The 23617-nt window shown below is 77.1% G+C and carries 25 protein-coding genes; 14 read left to right on the forward strand and 11 right to left on the reverse strand.

The window, feature by feature from the left end:
• Positions 1-2 precede the first annotated feature (2 nt).
• Both BLS82_RS00285 and BLS82_RS00290 read left to right on the forward strand, forming a co-directional pair.
• Positions 3-914: a glycosyltransferase family 9 protein gene (locus BLS82_RS00285; protein WP_218123395.1), complete on the forward strand. Its 912-nt coding sequence runs from the start codon at positions 3-5 to the stop codon at positions 912-914.
• Positions 915-923: 9 nt separating this feature from the next.
• On the forward strand, positions 924-1373 hold the full coding sequence (locus tag BLS82_RS00290; protein WP_218123396.1) for a MarR family winged helix-turn-helix transcriptional regulator: 450 nt from the start codon (positions 924-926) through the stop codon (positions 1371-1373).
• Positions 1374-1723: 350 nt separating this feature from the next.
• Here the strand turns inward: BLS82_RS00290 and BLS82_RS00295 are convergent, their stop codons facing one another.
• Entirely contained in the window at positions 1724-2338 is a 615-nt protein-coding gene (locus BLS82_RS00295) for a DsbA family oxidoreductase (RefSeq protein ID WP_092860621.1), read from the reverse strand.
• A gap of 84 nt (positions 2339-2422) precedes the next feature.
• On the opposite strand from BLS82_RS00295, the gene BLS82_RS16170 reads away from it, so the two are divergent.
• Entirely contained in the window at positions 2423-2554 is a 132-nt protein-coding gene (locus BLS82_RS16170) for a hypothetical protein (protein WP_255378012.1), read from the forward strand.
• Positions 2555-2623: 69 nt separating this feature from the next.
• Here BLS82_RS16170 and BLS82_RS00300 read toward each other — a convergent pair whose 3' ends face one another.
• On the reverse strand, positions 2624-3040 hold the full coding sequence (locus BLS82_RS00300) for a nuclear transport factor 2 family protein (RefSeq protein ID WP_092860623.1): 417 nt from the start codon (positions 3038-3040) through the stop codon (positions 2624-2626).
• Between the two features lie 96 nt (positions 3041-3136).
• Here BLS82_RS00300 and BLS82_RS00305 point away from each other — a divergent pair, with 96 nt between their 5' ends.
• Positions 3137-3730, forward strand: coding sequence for a TetR/AcrR family transcriptional regulator (locus BLS82_RS00305; RefSeq protein ID WP_092860625.1), 594 nt, complete (start codon positions 3137-3139; stop codon positions 3728-3730).
• A gap of 29 nt (positions 3731-3759) precedes the next feature.
• Here the strand turns inward: BLS82_RS00305 and BLS82_RS00310 are convergent, their stop codons facing one another.
• Positions 3760-4323 carry a TetR/AcrR family transcriptional regulator gene (locus tag BLS82_RS00310; protein WP_176818851.1) on the reverse strand — a complete coding sequence of 188 codons (564 nt, stop codon included), beginning with the start codon at positions 4321-4323 and terminating at the stop codon, positions 3760-3762.
• A 172-nt stretch (positions 4324-4495) separates the two neighbouring features.
• Here BLS82_RS00310 and BLS82_RS00315 point away from each other — a divergent pair, with 172 nt between their 5' ends.
• Complete coding sequence (locus tag BLS82_RS00315) at positions 4496-5848, forward strand: FAD-dependent monooxygenase (RefSeq protein WP_092860629.1); 1353 nt, start codon at positions 4496-4498, stop codon at positions 5846-5848.
• Here BLS82_RS00315 and BLS82_RS00320 read toward each other — a convergent pair.
• The 3 genes from BLS82_RS00320 to BLS82_RS00330 all read right to left on the reverse strand — a co-directional run bounded on the left by BLS82_RS00320 (position 5788) and on the right by BLS82_RS00330 (position 7599).
• A complete protein-coding gene (locus BLS82_RS00320; RefSeq protein WP_218123397.1) occupies positions 5788-6318 on the reverse strand; it encodes a 2'-5' RNA ligase family protein in 531 nt (176 codons plus the stop codon). The genes BLS82_RS00315 and BLS82_RS00320 overlap by 61 nt on opposite strands.
• 17 nt (positions 6319-6335) lie before the next feature.
• Positions 6336-7310, reverse strand: a complete 975-nt coding sequence (locus BLS82_RS00325) for a UDP-glucuronic acid decarboxylase family protein (RefSeq protein ID WP_092860633.1) — start codon at positions 7308-7310, stop codon at positions 6336-6338.
• A 94-nt stretch (positions 7311-7404) separates the two neighbouring features.
• Positions 7405-7599: a DUF2795 domain-containing protein gene (locus BLS82_RS00330; RefSeq protein WP_092860635.1), complete on the reverse strand. Its 195-nt coding sequence runs from the start codon at positions 7597-7599 to the stop codon at positions 7405-7407.
• A 108-nt stretch (positions 7600-7707) separates the two neighbouring features.
• On the opposite strand from BLS82_RS00330, the gene BLS82_RS00335 reads away from it, so the two are divergent.
• A complete protein-coding gene (locus BLS82_RS00335) occupies positions 7708-8679 on the forward strand; it encodes a glycosyltransferase family 2 protein (RefSeq protein WP_092860637.1) in 972 nt (323 codons plus the stop codon).
• Between the two features lie 65 nt (positions 8680-8744).
• Positions 8745-9209 (forward strand): Fur family transcriptional regulator, encoded by a 465-nt coding sequence (locus BLS82_RS00340; RefSeq protein WP_176818852.1) that lies wholly within the window; start codon positions 8745-8747, stop codon positions 9207-9209.
• Here the strand turns inward: BLS82_RS00340 and BLS82_RS00345 are convergent.
• The 3 genes from BLS82_RS00345 to BLS82_RS00355 form a co-directional block, all read right to left on the reverse strand.
• Positions 9200-12220: a bifunctional [glutamine synthetase] adenylyltransferase/[glutamine synthetase]-adenylyl-L-tyrosine phosphorylase gene (locus tag BLS82_RS00345; protein WP_092860639.1), complete on the reverse strand. Its 3021-nt coding sequence runs from the start codon at positions 12218-12220 to the stop codon at positions 9200-9202. The genes BLS82_RS00340 and BLS82_RS00345 overlap by 10 nt on opposite strands.
• On the reverse strand, positions 12217-12930 hold the full coding sequence (locus BLS82_RS00350; RefSeq protein ID WP_176818853.1) for a type 1 glutamine amidotransferase: 714 nt from the start codon (positions 12928-12930) through the stop codon (positions 12217-12219). The genes BLS82_RS00345 and BLS82_RS00350 overlap by 4 nt, the downstream gene beginning before the upstream one ends.
• Positions 12931-13019: 89 nt before the next feature.
• Positions 13020-14366, reverse strand: a complete 1347-nt coding sequence (locus BLS82_RS00355; RefSeq protein ID WP_092860643.1) for a glutamine synthetase family protein — start codon at positions 14364-14366, stop codon at positions 13020-13022.
• Positions 14367-14451: 85 nt separating this feature from the next.
• Here BLS82_RS00355 and BLS82_RS00360 point away from each other — a divergent pair, with 85 nt between their 5' ends.
• The 5 genes from BLS82_RS00360 to BLS82_RS00380 are packed head-to-tail and all read left to right on the forward strand — an operon-like array spanning position 14452 to position 20710.
• Positions 14452-15933 (forward strand): MFS transporter, encoded by a 1482-nt coding sequence (locus tag BLS82_RS00360; protein ID WP_218123398.1) that lies wholly within the window; start codon positions 14452-14454, stop codon positions 15931-15933.
• A gap of 11 nt (positions 15934-15944) precedes the next feature.
• On the forward strand, positions 15945-17753 hold the full coding sequence (locus BLS82_RS00365) for an NAD+ synthase (RefSeq protein ID WP_092860645.1): 1809 nt from the start codon (positions 15945-15947) through the stop codon (positions 17751-17753).
• Positions 17750-18568 (forward strand): 3-methyl-2-oxobutanoate hydroxymethyltransferase, encoded by an 819-nt coding sequence (gene panB / locus BLS82_RS00370; protein ID WP_092860647.1) that lies wholly within the window; start codon positions 17750-17752, stop codon positions 18566-18568. Before BLS82_RS00365 ends, panB begins: the two co-directional genes overlap by 4 nt.
• Positions 18569-18608: 40 nt before the next feature.
• Positions 18609-19685, forward strand: coding sequence for a CDP-glycerol glycerophosphotransferase family protein (locus tag BLS82_RS00375; protein ID WP_092860649.1), 1077 nt, complete (start codon positions 18609-18611; stop codon positions 19683-19685).
• Positions 19685-20710 carry a TIGR03557 family F420-dependent LLM class oxidoreductase gene (locus BLS82_RS00380; RefSeq protein WP_092860651.1) on the forward strand — a complete coding sequence of 342 codons (1026 nt, stop codon included), beginning with the start codon at positions 19685-19687 and terminating at the stop codon, positions 20708-20710. The genes BLS82_RS00375 and BLS82_RS00380 overlap by 1 nt, the downstream gene beginning before the upstream one ends.
• A gap of 45 nt (positions 20711-20755) precedes the next feature.
• Here the strand turns inward: BLS82_RS00380 and BLS82_RS00385 are convergent, their stop codons facing one another.
• Positions 20756-20938: a hypothetical protein gene (locus BLS82_RS00385; protein WP_092860653.1), complete on the reverse strand. Its 183-nt coding sequence runs from the start codon at positions 20936-20938 to the stop codon at positions 20756-20758.
• 69 nt (positions 20939-21007) lie between these two features.
• On the opposite strand from BLS82_RS00385, the gene map reads away from it, so the two are divergent.
• Together map and ppgK are read left to right on the forward strand one after the other, a co-directional pair.
• Positions 21008-21901, forward strand: coding sequence for a type I methionyl aminopeptidase (gene map / locus BLS82_RS00390; protein ID WP_092860655.1), 894 nt, complete (start codon positions 21008-21010; stop codon positions 21899-21901).
• Between the two features lie 51 nt (positions 21902-21952).
• On the forward strand, positions 21953-22723 hold the full coding sequence (gene ppgK, locus BLS82_RS00395; protein ID WP_092860657.1) for a polyphosphate--glucose phosphotransferase: 771 nt from the start codon (positions 21953-21955) through the stop codon (positions 22721-22723).
• Here ppgK and BLS82_RS00400 read toward each other — a convergent pair.
• Positions 22720-23532 (reverse strand): hypothetical protein, encoded by an 813-nt coding sequence (locus BLS82_RS00400; protein ID WP_143028685.1) that lies wholly within the window; start codon positions 23530-23532, stop codon positions 22720-22722. The two genes, ppgK and BLS82_RS00400, sit on opposite strands and share 4 nt — an antisense overlap.
• Positions 23533-23617 lie beyond the last annotated feature (85 nt).

Raw genomic sequence — 23617 nt, forward strand, 5'->3', positions numbered from 1 at the left:
GCGTGCCCGCCCTGCGGGGCCTGCGGCGGCGCTGGCCGGCGGCCCGGCTCGTGCTCGCCGCCCCCGCGGGCGTCGGGGGCCTCCTGCGCGACCTGGGCGTGGTCGACGCCGTGCTGCCGGTGACCGGCCTGGCGCCGCTGGCGCCCGACGCGCTGGTGCGCGCCGACCGAGCGCACCCGGAGGCGCTCGGCGGGCGCGGGGTGGACGTCGGCGTCAACCTGCACGGGAACGGGCCGCAGAGCGCGCGGGCGCTGGCCGCCCTGGCGCCCGCGGCCACCGTGGCGTTCGCGGGTCCTGCGCACCCGAGCGGCCCGGCGTGGTCCCCGGACGAGCACGAGGTCCTGCGCTGGTGCCGGCTCGTGCGCTCGGCGGGCGGGCGCTGCGGGCCGGAGGACCTCCTCCTGGACGCTCCCCGCCACGACGCCGCGAGCGCCCGCCGCGGCGGCCCCGTCGTCGTCCACCCGGGTGCCGCGTCCGGGTCGCGGCGCTGGCCGGCGCAGCGGTGGGAGCGCGTCGTCACCGCCCTGGCGGCGCGGGGCCACCGCGTCCTGGTCTCGGGGGGCCCCGCCGAGGGGGCGCTGTGCGCGCAGGTGGCGGCCGCCGGCGGCGAGGACCTCGCGGGCGCCCTGTCGCTGCGCGAGCTGCTGGACGTCGTCGCCTCCGCCCGGCTGCTGGTGTGCGGCGACACCGGCGTCGCGCACGTGGCCACGGCCGTGCGCACGCCGTCGGTGCTGCTGTTCGGCCCCGTCTGCCCGGCGCTGTGGGGCCCCGCCGTGGACGCCGACCGGCACGTGGTGCTGTGGCCCGCGCCGCCGGGCCACCGCGGCGACCCGCACGCGGCGGCGGTCGACCCGGTGCTGGCGCGCACCCGGGTGGAGGACGTCGTGGCGGCCGCCGAGCGCCTGCTCGTCTAGCGTTGACCCGTGCACGCCCCCGCTGCAGACGACGCGCTCCTCCTGGACGAGCGCCTGTGCCTGGCGCTCTACCGCGCCTCGCGGGCCATGACGGCCCGCTACCGACCCCTGCTGTCGGAGCTGGGCCTGACCTATCCGCAGTACCTCGTGCTGGTGGTGCTGTGGGAGGACGGGACGACGTCCGTGGGGGGCATCGGCGCCCGCCTCGGCCTGGAGTCGAGCACCCTGAGCCCCCTGCTCAAGCGCCTGGAGGCGATGGGCCTGGCCCGGCGCCGTCGCGGCACGGACGACGAGCGCACCGTGGAGGTCACCCTCACCGACGAGGGCGAGGCCCTGCGCTCGCGGGCCGCGGACATCCCGCGGACCATGTGCACCGCCAGCGGCCTGGACGCCTCGGAGAGCGCCGAGCTCGTCGGCGTGCTGCACGCCCTCGTGCGCAGGCTCGCGCCCGAGGACTGAGCGGGCCGCGCGGCGCGACGGATCGCGCGCCACCTAGTCGCATGCAGTGGTCGGTGGACCCGTCCGCACCCGGGGAGGACCCGCACGCCCCGCCTGAGCATCGGCACCGAGAACGGCGCGCCGACCGAGCCGCGCCACCAGGACCACGGCGCGGTCACCCCCGTGGTGCTCGTCCGCGGCTGGCCCCTCAGCAGCCGTTCCCGGGAGGAGCAGGTGCCCGGCGCTCGTCGGGTCCTCCACGGGCGGCGAGGTCCCGTGCTCCCCGGCCCGGTACGTCGAGGGCGGGCCGCACGGCGTCGACACCACGCGCGCGGAGGAGTTCGACCGGGCGCTGCTGGCCGCCGCAGCCGTCAGGCCGCGGCGGCCAGCCGCTGCGCGAGGACGTCGGCGTCCCCGTCCCACCCGGCCAGCGCCGCCGCGACCGCCCCGGGCGGCGGGGCGCCGAAGAAGACCAGCCGCTCCCCCACCGTCAGGGACGGCACGCCGAAGACGCCCCGAGCGGCTGCCCGGGCCCGCTCCGCGCGCAGCTGCGCCTGGCGCGCCGGGTCCCACGCAGCGGCCACGGCGCCGTCCCCGTCCAGGCCGCACGCGCGGGCGGCGCGACGCAGCACCCGCTCGTCGCCGACGTCCCGGCCCTCGACGAAGAACGCGCGCTGGACGGCGGCGCGCCACGCCCGCCCGGCGCCCTCCTCGGCCGCCCACGAGCCCGCTGCCAGCGCCAGCGTGGAGCGCGGCTGGTGCACGGGCACGTGGATCTCGCTGCCGTACGCGACCGCGAGCGGGTAGACCCGCTCCCGCCAGTGGTCCCGGATGTACGTGCCCCTCGGGTCGGGCAGCGGGTCCGGCGCCGGGCGCAGCTCGAAGGGCGCCCACTCCACCACCAGGCCTGCGTCCTCGGCGGCCTCGACCTCGGGCATGAGGAGGTGGCTGTAGGGGCACACGACGTCGTAGTGGTAGCGCAGCACGCGACGATGCTGCGCCACCGCGGAGCACGGACGAGCACCGACCCCGAGCACCGACCCCGAGCACCCGACCCGCGAGGAGGACCCGTGAGCGAGCACCCCGACCACGAGCTGGAGCCCCTGGAGGCCGACCCGACCGCGCCGCCGCGCCCGGAGGAGGAGGTCGCCGACGTCGCCCGCGCCGAGCCGGAGGACCCGCTGAGCGACCGGCCCCTGTGACGGGTCGGGGAGGTCCGCCGTCGTCGGACCTCCCCGACCCGGGGTCGACCCGGATCAGTGCGACCCGGATCAGTGCGACCCGTGACCGTGCGGCATCAGGTCGAGGGCGAGCATCGGGTTCCAGTAGTCGCGGTAGTGCACGAACCGGCCGCCGCGGACCGTGACCACCTCGATGTAGCGCGACGCGTAGGGCTCGCCCGTGGCGGTGACGACGCCGGCGAGGGTGAACTCGGCCACCACGACCTCCGGGTCGGTGGTCTCGTGCACGGTGAGGTCCTCCACGCGCTGGATCTCGAGGAAGGCGGGGAAGTCGCCCAGCTGGCGCTGCACCTGCGCGCGCCCGTGCAGCTGCTGGGGCCAGCCGGGCGGCGCGAACGCGTACTCCACCACGGCGTCCTCGGCGAACAGGTCGACGAAGCCGTTCATGTCCCTGGCCACCAGCAGGTCCAACCCCTGCTGGAAGACCTCGACCGCAGTGCTCGACATGGAACCCCTCCTCGGTCCAGGAGGTCCGCGCTAGAATGCGGACCACCGGTCCGCTCAACCGTACGGACTGGTGGTCCGCTTGGCAAGGGAGGGTTCGTGCGAGCTGACGCTGCGCGCAACCGGGAGGCGGTGCTGGCGGCGGCCGGACGCCTCTTCGACGCCGCGGCCGATCCGGACCAGGTCTCCATGGACGACGTCGCCGCGGCCGCGGGCGTCGGCAAGGGGACGCTGTTCCGCCGGTTCGGCAGCCGCACCGGGCTGGTCCTGGCCCTGTTCGAGCAGAGGACGAGCCAGCTGTACGACACGCTCACCGCGGTGGACGACCGGCGAGCACCCGCCGAGCAGGCGATGGACCTGCTCACCGCCCTGCTGCGCTTCAAGAACGAGAACCAGGTGGTCGCCCTCGCCATCGACGCCACCGACGGCAACCCGTACCACAACGCCGACTACGACCGGTGGCACGCGCTCCTGACGCGGATCGTCACCGGCGTCCGGGGCCCGCGGTCCGCGGACTTCCTGGCCCACGCGCTCCTCGCCGTCATCCGCAGCGACTTCGTCGCGCACCTGGGCGACTGGCCCGAGCGACGGCTGCACGACGGTCTGGCCGCTCTCGTCCACGCCGTGCTCGGCGACGGCGAGGCCTCCACGGCCCCCGCGCTCGAGCAGCCGTCCCCGTCCGCCAGCTCCTGACCCGAGCCCGCAGGGGCGAGGGCCCGCCGTCAGCCGGCCAGCGGATCGGGCTCGTCGCGGACCCGGGGCTGCCGGGCGCGGCCGAGGAGGACGAGGTTGTCGACGAGGCGGGCGACGTCGGCGGGGGCGAGGTCGGCGGTGCCGGTGAGCAGGCTGCGGTAGTGGATCGGGGCGATCAGGCCGTCGACGACGTCGGCGGGGGTCAGGCCCGCGGCGGCCGGACCGGCGGCGTCGAGCAGCGCCTGGATGCGCTCCACGCGGGGCGCGATCAGCTGCAGGGCCCGGTCGCGGCCGGTGCCCGGGTCCTCGACAGCGGCGATGATCGCGCGCAGGAACCCCAGGCCGCCGGGTCGGTCGACGCCCTCGACGGCGCTGCGGGCGTAGGCGCTCAGGTCCTCGCGCAGGTCACCGGTGCCGACCAGGGGCGAGGCGGCGTTCACGTGCTCGACGGCGACGTCGAGCACGAGGGCCGCCGGGGTGCCCCAGCGCCGGTAGATCGTCGCCGGGTGGACGCCGGAGCGCGCGGCGACCTCGGCGATGGTCACGTGCGCGCTGCCGTGCTCGGCGATCACGGCGCGCACGGCGTCGTGCACCGCCGCCCTGGTCCGTGCGGTGCGGCCACCGGGGCGCTGTCCACCGTGCCGCTGCGCCACCGCTCCAGGTTAAGGCGACCCTTCTTGCGTCCTCCAGGAGCATCGTGCACGCTCCTGCTAGTGCGAGTCCTCTCGCGCTAGGGGCACGGCACAGGCGAGCGGTGGAGGCTTCGTGGACAAGGTCCTGATCGTCGGGGCGGGCATCGCCGGGGAGGCGCTGGCCGCGCTGCTGGGGCGGGCGGGGTGGCGGGTCACCGTCGTGGAGGTGGCCCCGGGACCGCGCAGCGGAGGCCAGACGGTCGACCTGCGGGGGTCCTCGGCGGCCGCCCTCGAGCGGATGGGCCTGCTGGAGGCGTGCCGGGCGCGGCTGATCGCCCAGCGGGGCATCGCCTGGGTCGACGCCGGTGGTCACCGGATGGCGCAGATGCCGGTCGAGGCCTTCGGCGGTCGTGGGTTCGTCTCCAGCGCCGAGCTGCTGCGCGCGGACCTCGCCGCCGTGCTGCACGACGCCGCCGTCGGTGCGGGCGCGGAGCACCGCTTCGACGATCCCGTCACCGCCCTGGAGCCGGCGGGGACCGCGGTCGAGGCCCGCTTCCGCCGCTCCCGACCGGAGGGGTTCGACCTCGTGGTGGGCGCCGACGGAGCGCACTCGGCCGTGCGCCGGCTCGTCTTCGGCCCCGAGGAGGCCTTCGTGCGGCGCCTCGGGCTCGCCCACGCCTGGTTCACCGTGCCGCAGTCCCCCGCCACGGGCGCGGTCGACGGCTGGTACCTCGTGCACAACGCGCCCGGCTCCCGCCTGGTCGAGCTGCGCCCGGGCCGTCCGGGGCAGCTGGAGGCCGGCTTCACCTTCCCCGCCGAGCACCTGGACCGACTGCCCGACCGCCGTGACCGCGAGGCCCAGCACGCCCTGCTGGAGGAGGTGTTCGCCGGTGTCGGCTGGCGAGCGCCCCAGCTGCTCGCCGCCGCCCGCGCCGCCGAGGACTTCGCCGTGGACTCCTTCGACCAGATCCACACGGGCACCTGGAGCCGCGGGCGCGTCGTCCTGCTCGGTGACGCCGCCTGGTGCACCAGCCCCCTCAGCGGGCTGGGGACCGCTCTGGCCCTCACCGGCGCGGTCGCCCTGGCCGACGCCCTGGGCGACCACCCCCTGCCCGAGGCGCTGCACCGCTACGAGGCCGCCGTGCGCCCGCGAGCCCGCGCGGCCCAGCAGCTCCCGCCGGGCAGGGTGCGCACCTACGCCCCCCGCACCACCACCGGCATCCGCGCGAGCGCCGCCCTGATGACGCTGCTGCAGCACCAGCCCGCCGCGACGCTCCTGGAGGCCCTGGTCGACCGCAAGAGCGCCCACGGCAGCGACCGCGCTCCTGGCCGCGTCCGTCGCGGCGGGCGCCACGGTCGTGTCCGCCGTGCGCTGCCGGACCCCCAGCGCCGAGCTCCCGAGCTGATGCAGGGGCGTCCCTCCGGTCAGCGCGGAGCGGACCCGAACGGCACGGTGGTCACCGCCTCCCACGGGCCGCCGACGTAGCGCCACAGCGCCAGCCCGGTCGCCGTCACCTCGCTCGGGGTGAAGGCGGCCGACAGGGCGGCGTGCAGGGCGCGGGCGCGCTCGGGGTCGACCTTGTTCTGCACCGTCACGTGCGCGGACAGGCGCGCGCGGTCCTGGCGGGTCAGGACGTCCTCGCCGAAGGTGGCGGTGAACGCCGCCAGCAGCGCCGCGTGCAGCGCGGACAGCACCGGGGAGGCCAGCTGGTACGCCACCCCGCGCCCGAGCATCCGCACGCCCGTGACCGCGACGGGCAACGGCGCGGGCGGCGCGTGCTCCTCGCACGCCGCGAGGACGTCGTCCACCCGCGGTCCCGGCAGGGCGTGGAAGAGGGTCACGTGCGCGCCGACGTGGAGCCGCTCGGACGGGAAGTGCTGCCGGCGCAGCCGGTCGAAGCGCTCCTGGTCCTGCCGGGCGAGCGCGAGCGTCAGGACGAGCGGCGCGCCGTCCACCACCTCGGGCGTCCCGCTCAGGCGGAGCGGGTGGTCAGGGCGTGGGCGAACCAGTCGACGGTGCGCGCCAGCCCCTGCTCCCACGGCACTCGCGGGGCCCAGCCGAGCACGCGCCCGGCGAGGGTCGTGTCGGGACGGCGCACCTGCGGGTCGTCCACGGGCCGCTCGACGAAGCGGATCTGCGAGCCCGAGCCGCACGCGGCGACGACGTCCTCGGCGATCTGCAGGACCGTCAGCTCGGTGGGGTTGCCGATGTTGACCGGGTCGGGGTGGCCGCTGGCCGCGAGGGCGAGGACGCCGGCGACGAGGTCGTCGACGTAGCACACCGACCGGGTCTGCAGGCCGTCCCCGGCGACGGTGATGGGCTCCCCGGCCAGCGCCTGGCGGACGAACGTGGGGATGGCGCGCCCGTCGTGCGGGCGCATGCGGGGCCCGAAGGTGTTGAAGATCCGCACGATGGCGGTGTCGACGCCGTGCGCGGTGCGGTAGGCGGTGGTCATCGCCTCGGCGTAGCGCTTCGCCTCGTCGTAGACGCCGCGCGGGCCGACGGGGTTGACGTGGCCCCAGTAGTCCTCCGGCTGCGGGTGCACCTGCGGGTCGCCGTAGACCTCCGAGGTGGACGCGAGGACGAAGCGGGCGCCCTTGTCCTTGGCCAGACCCAGCGCGTGCAGGGTGCCGATCGCGCCGACCTTGAGGGTCTCGATGGGCAGCTGCAGGTAGTCGATGGGCGAGGCCGGGGACGCGAAGTGCAGCACGAGGTCGACCTCGCCCGGCACGTGCACGTAGTCGGTGATGTCGCAGCGCAGCAGCTGGAAGCCGGGGTGCTCGACCAGGTGGGCGACGTTGACCGGCGTCCCGGTGAGGAAGTTGTCCAGGCACACCACCCGGGTGCCGCGGGCCAGCAGCTCCTCGCACAGGTGGCTGCCGAGGAAGCCCGCCCCGCCGGTGACCACCGCTCGCCGCGGCGCCTGCGCCGCCTCCAGGGACCTCACGCGGGGATCCAACAGGACGGCGCCCGGGTGCGCCACAGCGCCCCCGGGCGCCGCTGGCCCGGACGGGTGGTCCGGACGCGCTCGCCGGGCCGGCTCAGCCGTTGAAGACCTCGTGGGTCACGCCGCTGGGACCCTCGTACTCGCGGTCGGGGATCGTCCGCAGCCGCTCCAGGACCTCCTGCGGGGCGCCCTGCTGCTCGGCGTGCTGGACGAGCGCGTCGCGGCCGGCGGGGTACTCCACACCGGACAGGTGCTTCTGCAGGTCGATCGGGCTGGGCTGGTCGGCCATCGGGACCTCCTCGTGTCGGGGACGGACGCACCTGACTACCCCGCCCGGCGCGCGCCCACGCCCCGCCCCGCGCGACACGCCGGACGGTCGGCGGCATCATCGCCGGCGATGACCGCTCCCTCCCCGCACACCCGCGACCGCGCCCCGGACCGCGCCTCCGACCGCGCCTCCGACCGCGCCTCCGACCGCGCCTCCGACCGCCCCGGGGAGCGCACGGGCAGGACCGGCGCCGCGCGCGCCGCGACGCGGGACGTCACGGTCGTCGTCGCCAGCCGCGACCGGCGCGAGGAGCTGCTCGCCTCCCTGCCGCGCCACGAAGCGCCGGTGGTCCTCGTCGACAACGGCTCCTCCGACGGCACCGCCGCGGCGGTGCGCGAGCGCGTGCCGGACGTCGACGTCGTCGCCCTGCCGGCCAACCTCGGCGCCGCCGCGCGCACCCTGGGCGCCCGGCGGGCGAGCACCCGCTACGTCGCCTTCGCCGACGACGACTCCTGGTGGGCGCCGGGCGCGCTCGCGCGCGCGGTGCGGCTGCTCGACGCCTCCCCGCGCGCCGCGCTGCTGGCGGCCCGCATCCTCGTCGGGCCGCAGGAGCGCCTCGACGGCCTGTGCGCGCAGATGGCGCGCTCGCCGCTGGGCACCGAGCCGGACCTGCCCGGGCCCAGCCTGCTCGGGTTCGTCGCCTGCGGGGCCGTCGTGCGCCGCGACGCGTTCCTCGCCGTCGGCGGCTTCGACGACGTCGTGGTCTTCCCCGGCGAGGAGGAGCGGGTGGCCCTGGACCTGGCCGCCGCCGGGTGGGGCCTGGCGTACGTCGACGAGCTCGTCGTCCACCACCACCCCAGCCCGGCGCGCGACGACCCGGCGCGCCGGCGCGCCCGCATCACCCGCGCGGGCCTGCTCACCGCGCTGATGCGCCGCCCGTGGCGCGTGGTCGCCGCCCGGGCGCGCGCGGCCTGGGCCGGCGGGGACGCCGGGCGCGCCGGCCTGCGCACGGCGCTGCCGGACGCGGCGCGGGCGCTGCGGGCGCGCCGCCGCCTGCCGGCCCGCGTCGAGGCCGCGGCGCGCCTGCTCGGGCAGGGCTGAGCCCGCGCGCCCGGCGCACGACGCCCGGCGCCCGGCGCGTGGTGCGCGGTGCCACACTGCCGGTCGTGGAGGATGCGGTCGCGCCCGCGGTCGAGCGCCGGCTGCAGCTGCTGCGCGCCGGCGGGCACCGGGTCACCGCGGCCCGCCGCGCCGTCCTGGAGGTGCTCGCCGGCGCCGCCGGCGAGCACCTGAGCGCCGAGGACGTGGTGCAGCAGGCGGCGGCCCGGCGCCCGGGCGTGCACCGGGCCACGGTGTACCGGGCCGTGGAGGCCCTGCGCGACCTGGGCCTGCTCACCCACACCCACAGCGCCCGCGGCGCGACGACCTACCACCTGGCGACCGGGGAGCCGCACGCGCACGTGCAGTGCTCGGCGTGCGGGATCCTGCAGGACGTGCCCGCCGCGGCCCTGGCGGACCTCGCCGAGCGCCTGGCCGCCGAGCGCGGCTTCGTCCTCGACCCCGGCCACGTGGCCCTGCTGGGCACCTGCCGCGCCTGCTCCCGGGGCCGGGACCCGGGCGCTCAGCCGTAGAAGACGCGCTCGACGACCCGGCGGGCGCGGCGCATGTGCCGGCGCACGTCCTCGTCGAAGGCGTTCGCGGACCCGGCGGGGTGCCCGGCCAGGCGCGCGGCGGCCTCCAGCTCGCCGACGTCGGAGGGCAGGACGTCGGTGGGACGGCCCGCGCGCAGCACCAGGGCGTCGCGGGCGCGCGAGACCGTCCGCCACGCGGCGTCCAGGACGGCGGCGTCGTCGCCGTCCAGGACGCCGGCCCCGACCGCGGCGGCCAGCGCGCCGGTCGTCGACGTCGCGCGCAGCGCGGGCACCTCGGCGGCGTGCCGCATCTGCAGCAGCTGGGCGGTCCACTCCACGTCGGCCAGGCCGCCCGGGCCGAGCTTGAGGTGGCGCCGGGGGTCGACGCCGCGCGGCAGCCGCTCGGCCTCCACGCGCGCCTTGACGCGGCGCACCTCGCGCACCACCGCCTCCCCGGCCCCGCCGGGGGGGAAGCGCACCGGGTCGACCAGCTCGAGGAACGCCGCTCCCAGCGCGGGGTCCCCGGCGACGGGGACGGCGCGCAGCAGGGCCTGGGCCTCCCACGGCTGCGCCCAGCGGCCGTAGTACTCCCGGTAGGAGGCCAGGGAGCGGGCCAGCGGGCCGTCGCGCCCCTCCGGGCGCAGCTTGGCGTCGACCTCCAGGGCGGGCTCCGGGCCGGGGGCGGTGAGCACCCGGCGCAGCTCCCCGACGATCGCCAGGGCCTGCTCCTGGGCGGCCGCGGCGCTCGCGCCCGGCAGGGGGTCGTGGACGAAGAGCACGTCGGCGTCGCTGCCGTAGCCCATCTCCGCCCCGCCGAGCCGGCCCATGCCCACCACCGCGACGCGCGTGAGCGCCTCCCGGCTCGTGCGCTCGACGACCGCGCGCACGGCCACCGCCAGGGCCGCGTCCAGGGCCGCCGCCGTCGCGGCGCTGATCGCCGCGCGGGCCCGCTCGGGCTCCACGAGCCCCAGCACGTCGCCGAGGGCCGTGCGCAGCAGCTCGCGGGCGCGCAGCCGGCGCACCACGGCCGCCGCGGCGGCGCGCTCCTCCTGGCGCGCGAGCGCGTGCGAGGCCTCCACCGCGAGCGCGCGCGGGTCGCGCGGGAGCAGGTCGGCGTCCGTGCCGAGCCAGCGGGTGGCCTCCGCGTCGCGCTCGAGCCCGGCGGCGACGAACCGGCTGGACGCCGTCGCGGCGGCCATCCGCTGCGCCGCGGCGCCCTCGTCGCGCAGCATCTTCAGGTACCAGTGGGTGCCGCCGAGGCGCTCGCTGATGCGCCGGAAGCTCAGCAGCCCGCCGTCCGGGTCGGCGCCGTCGGCGAACCAGCCGAGCATCACCGGCAGCAGCTGGCGCTGGATCGCGGCGCGGCGGCTGACGCCGGAGCTGAGGGCGGCGATGTGGCGCAGCGCCCCGGCCGGGTCGCGGTAGCCGAGCGCGGCCAGGCGCGCGCGGGCGGCGTCGGGCGTCAGCTGCACCTCGTCGGTGCTCAGCTGCGCCGCCGCCGCCAGCAGCGGGCGGTAGAAGAACAGCTCGTGCAGGCGCCGCACGCGCCGGCGCACCGCCGCCCACTCGGCGCGCAGCCCGTCGGCCCCGCCGGGCACCCCGGCGGCGCGCGCGAGGCGGCGCAGGTCCGCGTCGTCCTCGGGCACCAGCTGCGTGCGGCGCAGGCGGTGCAGCTGCAGGCGGTGCTCGAGCACGCGCAGGAACCGGTAGTCGCGGTCGAGGGCGGCGGCGTCGTGGCGGCCCACGTACCCGAACGCCGAGAGCCGCTCCAGGGCCTCCAGCGTCGCCGCGACCCGCAGGGCGGGCTCGGTGCGCCCGTGCACGAGCTGCAGCAGCTGGACGCCGAACTCCACGTCGCGCAGCCCGCCGCGGCCGAGCTTCAGCTGGCGGTCCGCCTCCTTCGCCGGCACGTGCTCCTCCACCCGGCGGCGCATCGCCTGGGTGTCCGGGACGAGGTCGGGGCGGTCGGCGGCGCTCCACACCATCGGCCCCACGGCCTCGGCGTAGGCGGCGCCGAGCTCGGCGTCCCCCGCCGCCGGGCGGGCCTTGAGCAGCGCCTGGAACTCCCACGTGCGCGCCCAGCGCCGGTAGTACGCGACGTGGCTGTCGAGGGTGCGCACCAGCGGCCCGTCGCGCCCCTCCGGGCGCAGGCCCGCGTCGACCGGCCACAGGGTGCCCTCGGCGGTGGCGGCCGAGCAGGCGCTCGCGAGTTCGGCCGCCAGCTGCGCGCCCACCCGCAGGGCGGTGGCCTCGTCGCAGCCCTGCGCCGGGGCGACGACGTGGACGACGTCGACGTCGCTGACGTAGTTCAGCTCCTGCGCGCCGCACTTGCCCATCGCGATCACCGCGAGCCGGGCGGCGGGCGCGCCGGGCACCACGGCCCGGGCGAGGGCGAGCGCGGCCTCGAGGGCGGCGTCGGCGAGGTCCGCGAGGTGCCCGGTGACGACGTCGACGGACGCCACCGGCTCGGGGTCGGCGAGGTCGACCGCGGCCAGGGTCAGCAGCCGGCGCCGGTACGCCACGCGCAGCGCGTCCCGGCCCGGGCCGCGCTCGGAGGAGGCCACGGGCACCGGCGCCTGCGGGTCGGCCCCGACGGCGGCGAGCAGGTCCGCGCGCACCTGCGCGGCGGTGCGGTGCGGACCGACCCGCAGCGCCTCCCAGTGCTCGGGGTGGCGCACCAGGTGCTCCCCGAGCGCCACGGAGCCGCCGAGCACGGCGAGCAGGCGCCGGCGCACGACGCCGTCCTCGGCCAGCAGGCCCTGCACGCCGGCGCGCACGCCCGCGGGCACCGCGGGCCGGCCGAGGGCCTCCAGCAGGCGCACGAGCGCGAGCAGGCCGCGGTCGGGGTCCGGCGTGCGCGCCAGCGCCGCCAGCAGCTCCTCCACGTCCGCGCCGGTGCCGGCCAGGCGCGCCAGCGCCGGGTCGGACAGCAGCCGGGCGGCCGCGGGCGGGTCGGTGAACCCCAGCCGGGCCAGGGTGCCCGCGGTGCTGGCGGCGCGCGGCGTCGTCACCGCGCGGCTCCCGCCCCGGGCCCGGCGCCCGCCGCCGCGAGCAGCGCCTCGCCGTGCCCGCGGGCGAGCGCGCCCAGCTCGCCGTCGCGCCGGCGCATCCCGGCGAGCTCGGCGGCCGCGTCGGTGCCGCGGACGGCCAGGTCCCGGCCGTGGCCGGCCAGCCACTCCCCGTAGACCCGCGGGGTCACCTCCGGGTGGTACTGCACGCCCCAGGCGCGGTGCCCGAGGCGGAACGCCTGCACCGGGTAGGCGGCGCTGGCCGCCAGCAGGACGGCGTCCGGCGGCAGGGCGCTCACGGCGTCCCCGTGGGCCTGCGGCGCGCGCCAGGAGGGGCCGAGCCCGCCCACCAGCGGGTCGCCGTCCGCGCCGGGAGCGGCGGTGACGGGCAGGACGCCGACCTCCGGGCCCGCGCCGCCGCGCTCGACGCGCCCGCCGGTGGCCAGGGCGAGCAGCTGCGCCCCCAGGCAGATCCCGAGCACGGCGGCGCCGTCCGCGACCGCCGCCGCGAGCAGGCGCCGGGTCGCGGGCAGCCACGGCGCCGCGTCGTCCTCCCAGGCGGCGACCCGCCCGCCGAGGACGACCAGCGCGTCGTGGTCGGCCGGGCGCGCGGGCAGCGGGTCCCCGCGGTAGGGGCGGCGCAGGTCGACCGCGGCGCCGGGCAGCGCCAGGCGGCCGAGGGGGCAGCCGTCCTCGTGCTGGACGACGAGCACCCGCGGCGCTCGCGCCCCCGCAGCACCGCCTCCAGCACCGCCTCCAGCACCGCCTCCAGCACCGCCCCCACCACCGCTCACGGCGCCGCTCACAGGACCGGCAGGTAGCGGCGCAGCTCGAACGGGGTGACCTGGCGGCGGTACTCGGCCCACTCCAGGCGCTTGTCGCGCAGCAGGTGGTCGAAGACGTGCTCGCCGAGGGTCTCCGCGGCCAGCTCCGAGCCCTGCAGCACCTCCAGGGCCCGGCCCAGGCTCGCCGGCAGCGGGTCGATGTCCAGGGCCCGCCGCTCCGCGTCGGTGAGGGACTCCACGTCGTCGTCGGCGGGCTCGGGCAGGTCGTAGCCCTCCTCCACGCCCCTCAGGCCCGCGGACAGCAGCAGCGCGAACGCGAGGTAGGGGTTGACCGCGGAGTCCAGCGCCCGGTACTCGACGCGGGCGGAGTTGCCCTTGCGCGGCTTGTACAGCGGCACCCGCACCAGGGCCGAGCGGTTGTTGTGGCCCCAGCTGACGTAGGACGGCGCCTCGTGGCCGCCCCACAGCCGCTTGTAGGAGTTGACGAACTGGTTCGTCACCGCCGTCATCTCCGGCGCGTGGCGCAGCAGGCCGGCGATGAACTGCCGGCCCGTCTTCGACAGCTGGTACTGCCCGGCGGCGTCGTGGAAGGCGTTGCGGTCGCCCTCGAACAGCGACATGTGGGTGTGCATGCCAGAGCCCGGGTGCTCGGCGAAGGGCTTGGGCATGAAGGTCGCGTACACGCCCTGCTCGAGCGCGACCTCCTTGATGATCGTGCGGAAGGTCATGATGTTGTCCGCGGTCGACAGCGCGTCGGCGTAGCGCAGGTCGATCTCGTTCTGCCCGGGCCCGCCCTCGTGGTGGCTGAACTCCACCGAGATGCCCATCGACTCCAGCAGCGAGATCGCGCGCCGCCGGAAGTCCTGGCCGGTGCCGCGCGGCACGTGGTCGAAGAAGCCCCCGGCGTCCACCGGCACCGGGGTGCCGGTGCGCAGCGACTCCTCGGTGAGCACGTAGAACTCGATCTCGGGGTGGGTGTAGAAGGTGAAGCCGAGGTCGGCGGCGCGGGCCAGGACGCGCTTGAGCACCTGGCGGGAGTCCGCGGCGGCGGGCTCGCCGTCGGGGGTGAGGATGTCGCAGAACATGCGCGCGGTGCCCTGGCCGGTCTGGGCGTCCATGCGCCACGGCAGCACCTGGTAGGTCGAGGGGTCCGGCCGCATCAGCATGTCGGCCTCGGAGACCCGGGTCAGGCCCTCGACGGCGCTCCCGTCGAAGCCGATGCCCTCGGTGAAGGCCCCCTCCAGCTCCGCCGGAGCGACGGCCACCGACTTCAGCGACCCGACCACGTCGGTGAACCACAGGCGGATGAAGCGGATGTCGCGCTCCTCCACCGACCGGAGCACGAACTCCTGCTGCCTGTCCATGGGCCCATCGTGGCACCCGGCGCCCCCGGGCCCGCCCGCCCGCCCGGGGAGCGGGCGGGCGGGAGCGGGAGCACGATGGTGCGTCGTGACTCCTCCCGGCAGCGACCCCCGTCGCTGGCGCATCCTCACCGTCTGCCTGGCGTCGGGCTTCCTCAGCCTGCTCAGCGTGAGCATCGTCAACGTCGCGCTGCCGGCCGTGCAGGCGGGCGTGGGGGCGTCCGCCGCGCAGCTGCAGTGGGTGCTCACCGGGTACGCCCTCACCTTCGGCCTGGCCCTGGTGCCCGCGGGGCGTCTGGGCGACTCCTACGGGCGGCGGCGCCTGTTCATGACCGGCCTGGCCGTCTTCCTCCTCGCCAGCCTCGCGTGCGGGCTCGCGACGAGCCCCGGGGCGCTGATCGCGGCGCGCCTGGCGATGGGCGTCGGCGCCGGCGTGCTCAACCCGCAGGTCAGCGCCATCATCCAGAACCTCTTCACGGGCGCCGAGCGCGGGCGGGCGTTCGGCCTGTTCGGGGGCACCATCGGCGTCTCCACCGCCATCGGCCCCCTCCTCGGCGGCGCGATCCTCGCCCTGGTGCCCGGCGGCGGCGCCTGGCGCTGGGTGTTCTGGGTCAACCTGCCCGTGGGCGCGGTGGCCCTGCTGCTCGCCCACCGGCTCCTGCCGCGCGAGGAGGGCACGCGGCACGAGCGCCTGGACGTCGTCGGCTCGCTGCTGCTCGGGCTGGCCGTGCTCGGGGTGCTGCTCGGCCTGCAGGAGCAGGCCGTCCTCGGCCTGCCGCTCGCCCTCGCCGTCCTGCTCGCCGCCGCGGCCGCGGCCGGCGCGTTCGTGGCCTGGGAGCGCCGGTACGCCGCCTCGGGCCGCACGCCGCTGGCCCGCCCGGCGCTGCTGCGCCACCCGCCCTTCGCCGCGGGCGTGCTCGTCGGCAGCCTGTACTTCGCCGGCTTCACGGCGATCTTCGTCGTCCTCACCCTGTACCTGCAGCAGGGCCTCGGCTACACGCCGCTGCAGGCGGGCCTGAGCACCACCCCGTTCGCGATCGCCGGGGCGGTCACCGCGCCCCTGGCCGGGCGGGTCGTCACGCGGGTGGGGCGGCGCATGGTCGTGGCGGGCCTGTGCCTGGTCGCCGCCGGCCTGCTGGCCGGCGTCCTGGTCGTCGAGGTCCTCGCGCCGGCGGTCGGCGCGGGGTGGACGGGCGCGCTGCTGGCCCTGCCGCTGGCCGTCGCGGGCGCGGGCGGCGGCCTGGTGATCAGCCCCAACGTCACCCTGACCCTGGCCGAGGTGCCGCTGGAGGACGCCGGCAGCGCCAGCGGCGTGCTGCAGACGGCGCAGCGCCTGGGCTCGGCGGCCGGCATCGCGGGGATCAGCGCCGTCTTCTTCGCCGTCTCCGCGGGCGGGCGGTGGCAGCCGGCGATCACCGTCTCCCTGCTGGTCACCGCGGGCCTGGTGGCCCTCGCGCTCGTCCCCGCCGTCCTGGACGCGCGACGGCGGGTCCGCTCCCCGGCAGTGCTGACCGGCCCGACCTCGCCGGTGGTCGCCCACCCGCTCGGCGGCGAGCACTGGCATCACTAGGCTCCCGGGGCATGCCACAGCTGCGACTGGCGCTCGCGCAGGTGGACCCGACCGTGGGCGACCTGCCCGGCAACGCCCGCCTGGTGCGCGAGCGCACCGCCGAGGCCGCCCGCGCCGGCGCCCACCTGGTGGCCTTCCCCGAGATGGTCCTCACCGGCTACCCGGTCGAGGACCTCGCGCTGCGCGCCTCGTTCGTGCAGGCCTCGCGGGCGGCGCTGCGGCAGCTGGCGGCCGACCTGCACGCCGACGGCCACGGCGACCTGCCCGTCGTCGTCGGCCACCTCGACCGCGCCGAGGACCTGCGCGGCGGGCAGGTGGACCTGGACCTGGTGGAGACCGGCCGCGACGAGCACGGCGGCTCCGCGCTGCCCAAGGGCCTGCCGCAGAACTGCGCGGCGGTGCTGCACGGGGGGCGGGTGGTGGCCCGCTACGCCAAGCACCACCTGCCGACCTACGGCGTCTTCGACGAGTTCCGCGTCTTCGTGCCCGGCCGCGACCTGGCGGTGGTGCGGGTCGCCGGCGTCGACGTGGCCCTCGCGATCTGCGAGGACCTCTGGCAGGACGGCGGGCCGGTGGCGATGACGCGGGCGGCCGGCGCGGACCTGCTGCTGGTGGTCAACGGCTCCCCGTACGAGCGCGACAAGGACGACACCCGCCTGGAGCTGGTGCGCCGCCGCGCCGTCGAGGCCGGCTGCACCCTGGCGTACCTGAACGCGGTCGGCGGGCAGGACGACCTGGTCTTCGACGGCGACTCCCTCGTCGTGGACGCCGCCGGGCACCTCCTCGCGCGCGGTCCGCAGTTCGCCGAGGCGCTGCTCGTGGTCGACCTCGACCTGCCCTCCGAGCCCGGGCGCGCGGCCCCCGAACCGGTGCCCGGGGTGGTGCGCGTCGTCGTCGGGAACGAGCCGGTGGCCCCGTACGAGCCGCTGCCCCCGCCGCAGGCCCCCCGCCTGGACGAGGTCGGGGAGGTGTGGACGGCGCTGGTGACGGGGCTGCGGGCCTACGTGCGCAAGAACGGCTTCGAGCGCGTCGCCCTGGGCCTGTCCGGCGGCATCGACTCGGCCGTGGTCGCCGCCCTCGGGGTCGACGCCCTGGGCGCCGGGTGCGTCACGGGCGTGTCCATGCCCAGCGTCCACTCCTCGGAGCACTCCAAGGACGACGCCGCGGACCTGGCCCGGCGCACCGGGCTGGACTACCGGGTCGTGCCGATCGCGCCCGTGGTGGACGCCTTCACGGCGGACCTGGCAGCGGTCGTGCGGCTCGGCGGCTTCGCCGAGGAGAACCTGCAGGCGCGCGTGCGCGGCACCACCCTCATGGCGCTGAGCAACTCCGAGGGCCACCTGGTGGTGGCGACGTCCAACAAGAGCGAGCTGGCCGTGGGCTACTCCACGCTCTACGGCGACTCCGTCGGCGGCTTCGCGCCGCTGAAGGACGTGCCCAAGACGCTGGTGTGGGAGCTGGCGCGCTGGCGCAACGCGCACGCGCAGCGCCGCGGGGAGACCCCGCCGATCCCGGAGCGCTCCATCACCAAGCCGCCGTCGGCGGAGCTGCGCCCGGGCCAGACCGACCAGGACTCCCTGCCCCCGTACGAGGTGCTCGACGCGGTGCTCGAGCGGTACGTCGTCGGCGCGCAGGGGCGCTCGGAGCTGCTGGCCGCCGGGCTGGACCCCGAGGTCGTCGACGCGGTCGTGCCGCTGGTGGACCGCGCGGAGTGGAAGCGGCGCCAGTTCGCCCCCGGCACCAAGATCAGCGCGGTCGCGTTCGGCCGCGACCGGCGGCTGCCGATCACCACCCGCTGGCGCGAGGAGCGGTCCCGATGAGCGAGCCGGCGATCGCCCCGAAGCGGGTGCGCGTGCACCACCTGCGGCAGATGAAGGCGGCGGGCCAGCCGATCGCCATGCTCACCGCCTACGACGCCCTGACCGCGGCCATCTTCGACGAGGCGGGCATCGACGTCCTGCTCGTCGGGGACTCCATGGGCGACAACCTGATGGGCTACGCCACCACCCTGCCCGTCACGGTCGAGGAGCTGCTGCCGCACGTGCGGGCGGTCGCCGACCGCGGCGGGCGCCCGCTGGTGGTCGCGGACCTGCCCTTCGGCAGCTACGAGGTCTCCCCCGAGCAGGCCGTCACGACGGCGGTGCGCTTCCTCAAGGAGGGCCGGGCGCACGCGGTGAAGTTCGAGGGCGGCGCGCGGGTGCTGCCGCAGGTGCGCGCCGTCACCGGCGCCGGCATCGCGTTCATGGGCCACCTCGGCTACACCCCGCAGTCGGTGCACAGCCTCGGCGGGCCGCGCGTGCAGGGGCGGGGGGACGCCGGGGACCGCCTCCTCGCCGACGCCCTGGCGCTGCAGGAGGCGGGCGCCTTCGCGATCGTGCTCGAGGTCGTGCCCGCGCCGCTGGCGCAGCGGGTCAGCGAGGCGCTGGAGATCCCCACCATCGGCATCGGCGCCGGCGCCGGCTGCGACGGGCAGGTGCTGGTGTGGACCGACGTGGCCGGCCTGACCCCCCGGATGCCGAAGCTGGCGAAGGCGTACGCCGACGTGCGCGGCGCGCTGCTCGGCGCGGCGCGCGAGTACGCCGCTGAGGTCCGCGCGCGCGCCTTCCCGGCCGAGGAGCACACCCACCCCGAGTAGCCGACTAGCACCGCGGGCGCCGGACCCCCACCATGCGCCCATGCGCCTCGTCTACAACTCCTTCGCCGGCCGCTACTCGGACAGCCCGCGGGCGGTCTACGAGCGGCTGCGCGAGCTCGGCGACGAGCACGAGCACACGTGGCTCGCCGACCCCGCCCACCTGTCCGGCTTCCCCGCGGACGCGCGCACCGTCGTCCTGGACAGCGCGGAGGGCGTCGCGGCCCTGGAGTCCGCCGACGCGGTCGTGGCCAACACGCACACCGAGGTCGAGTGGACCAAGGCGCCCGGGGCGCTGTACCTGCAGACCTGGCACGGCACGCCGCTCAAGCGCATCCACCACGACGTCCTGCCGACCTCCGCCCCCGGGGACCGCCTGCAGCGCCTCGACCGCGACGTCGCGCGCTGGGACGTGCTGCTCTCGCCCAACCGGGTCAGCACCGAGCGGCTGCGCCGGGCGTTCCGCTTCGACGGGCGGGTGGTGGAGACCGGCTACCCGCGCAACGACCTGCTGCTCTCCCCCGAGCGCGACGCCGTGCGCGCGAAGGTGCGCGCCGACCTGGGCATCGCCGACCACACCACCGCCGTGCTGTACACGCCCACCTGGCGCGACGACGACTACTACGCGCAGGGCCGCCCCGACATCCGGCTCGCGCTCGACGTCGAGCGCTTCGTGGAGCGGATGGGCGAGGACTGGGTGCTGCTGCCCCGCCTGCACTACATGATGACCGACCGGATGCAGCCCCTGGTGGGGCCGGGCGTGCGCGACGTCTCCTGGCACCCGGACGTCCGCGAGCTGTACCTGGCCGCGGACGCCATGGTCACCGACTACTCCTCGACGATGTTCGACTTCGCCGTCACCGGCAAGCCGCTGCTCTTCTTCGCCTACGACCTCGCCACCTACCGCGACTCCGTGCGGGGGCTGTACTTCGACCCCATCCCCGAGGCGCCCGGCCCGGTGGCGCAGACGCTGCCGCAGCTGCTGGACGCGCTGTCGGACCTCGACGGCGTCCGCCGCGAGCACGCCGGGCGGTACGCCGCGTTCCAGGAGCGGTACTGCCACCTCGAGGACGGCCGCGCCACGGATCGGGTCCTCGACCTCCTGCTGGAGGGCCGCTGATGGCCGCGCAGGACCCCGGCACCGCGGCCGGCCTCACGGTCGGGTACGCCGCGGCGCTGGAGCAGTTCGCGCCCGCCGAGGCGGTCGCCCTGACCGCCCTGGCCGAGCAGCACGGGTTCTCCGGGTGCATGGCCGCCGACCACTTCCAGCCCTGGGTGCCCGCCCAGGGCGAGGCGTCGTTCGTGTGGTCGGTGCTGGCGGCGGTCGGCGAGCGCACCCGCGGCGACTTCGGCCCCGGCGTGACGTGCCCGTCCTTCCGCTTCCACCCGGCCGTGGTGGCGCAGGCGGCGGCGACGCTGGAGTCGATGTACCCGGGCCGCTCCTGGCTGGGCGTCGGGGCCGGGGAGGCGCTCAACGAGCACGTCCTCGGCACGTACTGGCCCGAGGCCGGCCAGCGCAGCGCGATGGTGTTCGAGGCCGTCGACGTGATCAAGGAGCTGTTCGACGCCTCGCTCGCCGGCAGGGACGTCAAGCACGACGGCCGGTACTTCCGGATGGAGTCCTCGCGGCTGTGGACGATGCCGCAGCAGGCCCCGCCCGTGCTCGTGGCCACCGCCGGGCCGGTCAACGCTCGGCGCACCGGGCGGCACGCCGACGGGATCATCACCGTCGGGGCGCCGCTGGAGAAGATCTCCGGGCTCTTCGACCGGTTCGCCGAGGGCGCCCGCGAGGCGGGCAAGGACCCGGACGCCATGCCCAGGCTGCTGCAGCTGCACCTGTCGTGGGCGCCGACCCGCGAGGAGGCGCTGGCGAACGCGATGGACCAGTGGCCCAACGGCGGCATGGCGTTCCCCAAGGCCGACGTCCGCTCCCCGCACGACTTCGCCGCGATGGCGAAGCTGGTGCGCCCGGAGGACTTCTCCGGGCGGCTGCTGATCTCCGAGGACCCGGACGAGCACCGCGCGCACATCCAGCGCTTCGTCGACCTCGGCTTCGACCGGGTCTACCTGCACAACGTCGGCCGGAACCAGGAGCAGTGGCTGGAGGTCTTCGGCCGCGACGTCCTGCCGAAGCTGACCCGGTAGCCCGCTGCCCGGCCGGGCGGGGCGAGCCGCCCAGCCGGTCCTCCCTCAGTCGTCCGCGCGCTCCGCGTCGTCCCAGGCCTCGGTGCGCGCCCGCGCGATCTGCAGGGCGTGCTCGGCCTCCGCGCGCGTGGCGTAGGGGCCCATGAGGTCCCTGCCCGGCGCGGTGTGGCCCTCGTCGACCTGACCCGTGCGCACGTTGAACCAGTACTTCATCTCGGGCTCGGACACCCGGCACCTCCTCGCTGCTGCGTCCCCGCGTCGGGGAGGACGATCGTGCCGTCGACCTAGACTCGGCGCATGCCCGCGAGCGCACCCGCCACCGCTCCCCTCGGCACCCTGCGACCCGGCGCGGTCAGCCCCCGCCGCCCGGTGCCGGCGTCGATCCCGCGCCCGGAGTACGTCGACCGCCCGGCGCCGCGCCCCTACACCGGCCCGGAGGTCAAGGACGCCGCCACGATCGCGCGGATGCGGGTGGCGTGCCGGCTCGCCGCGCAGGCCCTCGCCGAGGTCGGCCGGCACGTGGCGCCCGGCGTGAGCACCGACGAGCTGGACCGCGTCGGGCACGAGTTCCTCGTCGCCGCGGGCGCCTACCCCTCCACGCTCGGCTACCGCGGCTTCCCCAAGGCCGTCTGCACGAGCGTCAACGAGGTCGTCTGCCACGGCATCCCCGACTCCACGGTGCTGGCCGAGGGCGACATCGTCAACGTCGACATCACCGCGTTCGTCGTCGTCGACGGCGTGGGGGTGCACGGGGACACCAACGCGACGTTCTGCGTCGGCGAGGTCGACGAGGAGTCGCGCCTGCTCGTCGAGCGCACCCGCGAGGCCCTCGAGCGCGGCATCAGGGCCGTCAAGCCCGGCCGGGAGGTCAACGTCATCGGGCGGGTGATCGAGACCTACGCCCGCCGCTTCGGCTACGGGTCGGTGCGCGACTTCACCGGGCACGGCATCGGCACCGCGTTCCACTCCGGCCTCGTCATCCCCCACTACGACGCGGCCCCGCGCCACGCCGAGGTGATCGAGCCGGGCATGACCTTCACCATCGAGCCGATGCTCACCCTGGGCACGGTGGAGTGGGACATGTGGGAGGACGGCTGGACGGTCGTGACCAAGGACCGCCGCCGCAGCGCCCAGTTCGAGCACACCGTGCTCGTCACCGACACCGGCGCCGAGGTGCTCACCCTCCCCTGAGCCGGCGCCCCGCACTGGTCCGCCGTCCGGGCACGGCCTAGCGTGCGGCGGGTGGAGCGGATCGGGGTGGGCATCGACATCGGCGGCTCGGGCATCAAGGGCGCCCCCGTGGACCTGGGGGCGGGTGAGCTGACCGCGGAGCGGCTGCGCGAGCCCACGCCCCAGCCCTCCAGGCCCGCCGCCGTCGCGCGCGTGGTCGCCGACCTGGCGCGCACGATCACCGGCGGCCTCGGGGACGCCGGGCAGGGCCTGCCGCTCGGGGTCACGTTCCCGGCGGTGATCCAGCACGGCACGGCGCGCACCGCCGCGAACGTGCACGAGGCGTGGATCGGCACCGACGTGCAGGCGCTGCTGGCGGAGGCCACGGGCCACCCCGTGCACGTGGTCAACGACGCGGACGCCGCCGGCGTGGCCGAGGCCCGCTTCGGCGCGGCGAAGGGGGTGCGGGGCGTCGTCCTGGTCGCCACCCTCGGCACGGGCATCGGCACGGCGCTGCTGGTGGACGGCGTCCTGGTGCCCAACACCGAGCTCGGGCACCTCGAGGTCGGCGGCCACGACGCCGAGACGCGGGCGTCGGACGCCGCCCGCGAGCGCGAGGACCTGACCTACAAGCAGTGGGCGAAGCGGCTGCAGGCGTACTTCGGGGCGCTGGAGGCGCTGTTCTGGCCCGACCTGCTCGTCGTCGGGGGCGGCGTCTCGCGCAAGTCCGAGAAGTTCCTGCCGCTGCTGGAGCTCAGGACGCCGATCGTCCCGGCGCGCCTGCAGAACCAGGCCGGCATCGTGGGCGCCGCGGTGCTCGCGGCGGAACGGGCCGGGAGCTAGCCGCCGGACCCCTGCGACGACGCCTCGGCCGTCCTGGACGACGTCCCCGCCGACGCGGCCGGGAACGACCCGGACGGGGTCGAGGAGGACGGCGCGCCCGCGGCCGACGAGGACGACGAGCCGCCGTCGCCGGGGGCGCCGGCGGTCTGCTCCACCAGGGAGGACGTCTCCTCCGCCGCCGTTCCCGGCTCCGCGGTCCCGCTGGTCGGCTCTGGGCCGGTGCTCGTGCTGCCGGAGGGCTCCGGCTCCGGCTCCGGGTCGGGAGTCCCCGGGGAGGGGCTGCGCGTCGGCGGCGGCGCGTCGGTGGTCGTCGTCGAGCTCGGCGAGCCCTCCGGCGAACCGGAGGACCGGCCGGAGGACCCACCGGAGGACTCGCCGGAGGACTCGCCGGACGACTCGCTGGAGGACTGCGGCTCCTGCGACGCCTCCTGCGAGGGCTCCTGGGAGGGCTCCGGCTCCTCCGGCGTCGGCTCCGCGGCGGTCCGCGCCGGTGCGGGCGGCGACGGCACTGCGGGGGCGGCCGGGCGCAGCGTGGACACGCGCCCGGGCAGCGCCGACCCGGTGGGCACCGGCTCCGCGAGGGGGATCACCAGCTCGTCCGCCAGCTGCGAGGACGGCGTGGACCGGGCGCTGACGCTGGTCTCGGACCAGCTGGGGCGGGCGGGACCGCCGTCGGCCGGGACGTGGAAGTCGCCCAGGGCGCCGACGAGGGTCGCGGCGACGAGGGCGCCCGCGACCCCGAGCGCGACCCCCTCGGCGGGGTGCGCCAGCAGCCGGCGCTTGCGCGCCGTGCTGACCCGTCGTCCCACGTGTGCCTCTCCGCCGCGCGCCCCGTCAGCCGCGGGGAGGCTGCTGCGGGGGTCCTCGGCCACGGTAGTGGCGCGGGTGGCCCCT

This window comes from Quadrisphaera sp. DSM 44207 (genome assembly GCF_900101335.1).
Classification (GTDB): Bacteria; Actinomycetota; Actinomycetes; order Actinomycetales; family Quadrisphaeraceae; genus DSM-44207.

What these genes read in the sequence shown, in the direction of transcription:
- panB (WP_092860647.1), top strand. Translation starts at nt 17,750, where the DNA reads ATGAGCGAGCCGGCGATCGCCCCGAAGCGGGTGCGCGTGCACCACCTG.
- BLS82_RS00330 (WP_092860635.1), bottom strand. Translation starts at nt 7,599, where the DNA reads ATGGCCGACCAGCCCAGCCCGATCGACCTGCAGAAGCACCTGTCCGGT.
- BLS82_RS00365 (WP_092860645.1), top strand. Translation starts at nt 15,945, where the DNA reads ATGCCACAGCTGCGACTGGCGCTCGCGCAGGTGGACCCGACCGTGGGC.
- BLS82_RS00335 (WP_092860637.1), top strand. Translation starts at nt 7,708, where the DNA reads ATGACCGCTCCCTCCCCGCACACCCGCGACCGCGCCCCGGACCGCGCC.
- BLS82_RS00375 (WP_092860649.1), top strand. Translation starts at nt 18,609, where the DNA reads ATGCGCCTCGTCTACAACTCCTTCGCCGGCCGCTACTCGGACAGCCCG.
- map (WP_092860655.1), top strand. Translation starts at nt 21,008, where the DNA reads ATGCCCGCGAGCGCACCCGCCACCGCTCCCCTCGGCACCCTGCGACCC.
- BLS82_RS00300 (WP_092860623.1), bottom strand. Translation starts at nt 3,040, where the DNA reads ATGTCGAGCACTGCGGTCGAGGTCTTCCAGCAGGGGTTGGACCTGCTG.
- BLS82_RS00380 (WP_092860651.1), top strand. Translation starts at nt 19,685, where the DNA reads ATGGCCGCGCAGGACCCCGGCACCGCGGCCGGCCTCACGGTCGGGTAC.
- BLS82_RS00355 (WP_092860643.1), bottom strand. Translation starts at nt 14,366, where the DNA reads ATGGACAGGCAGCAGGAGTTCGTGCTCCGGTCGGTGGAGGAGCGCGAC.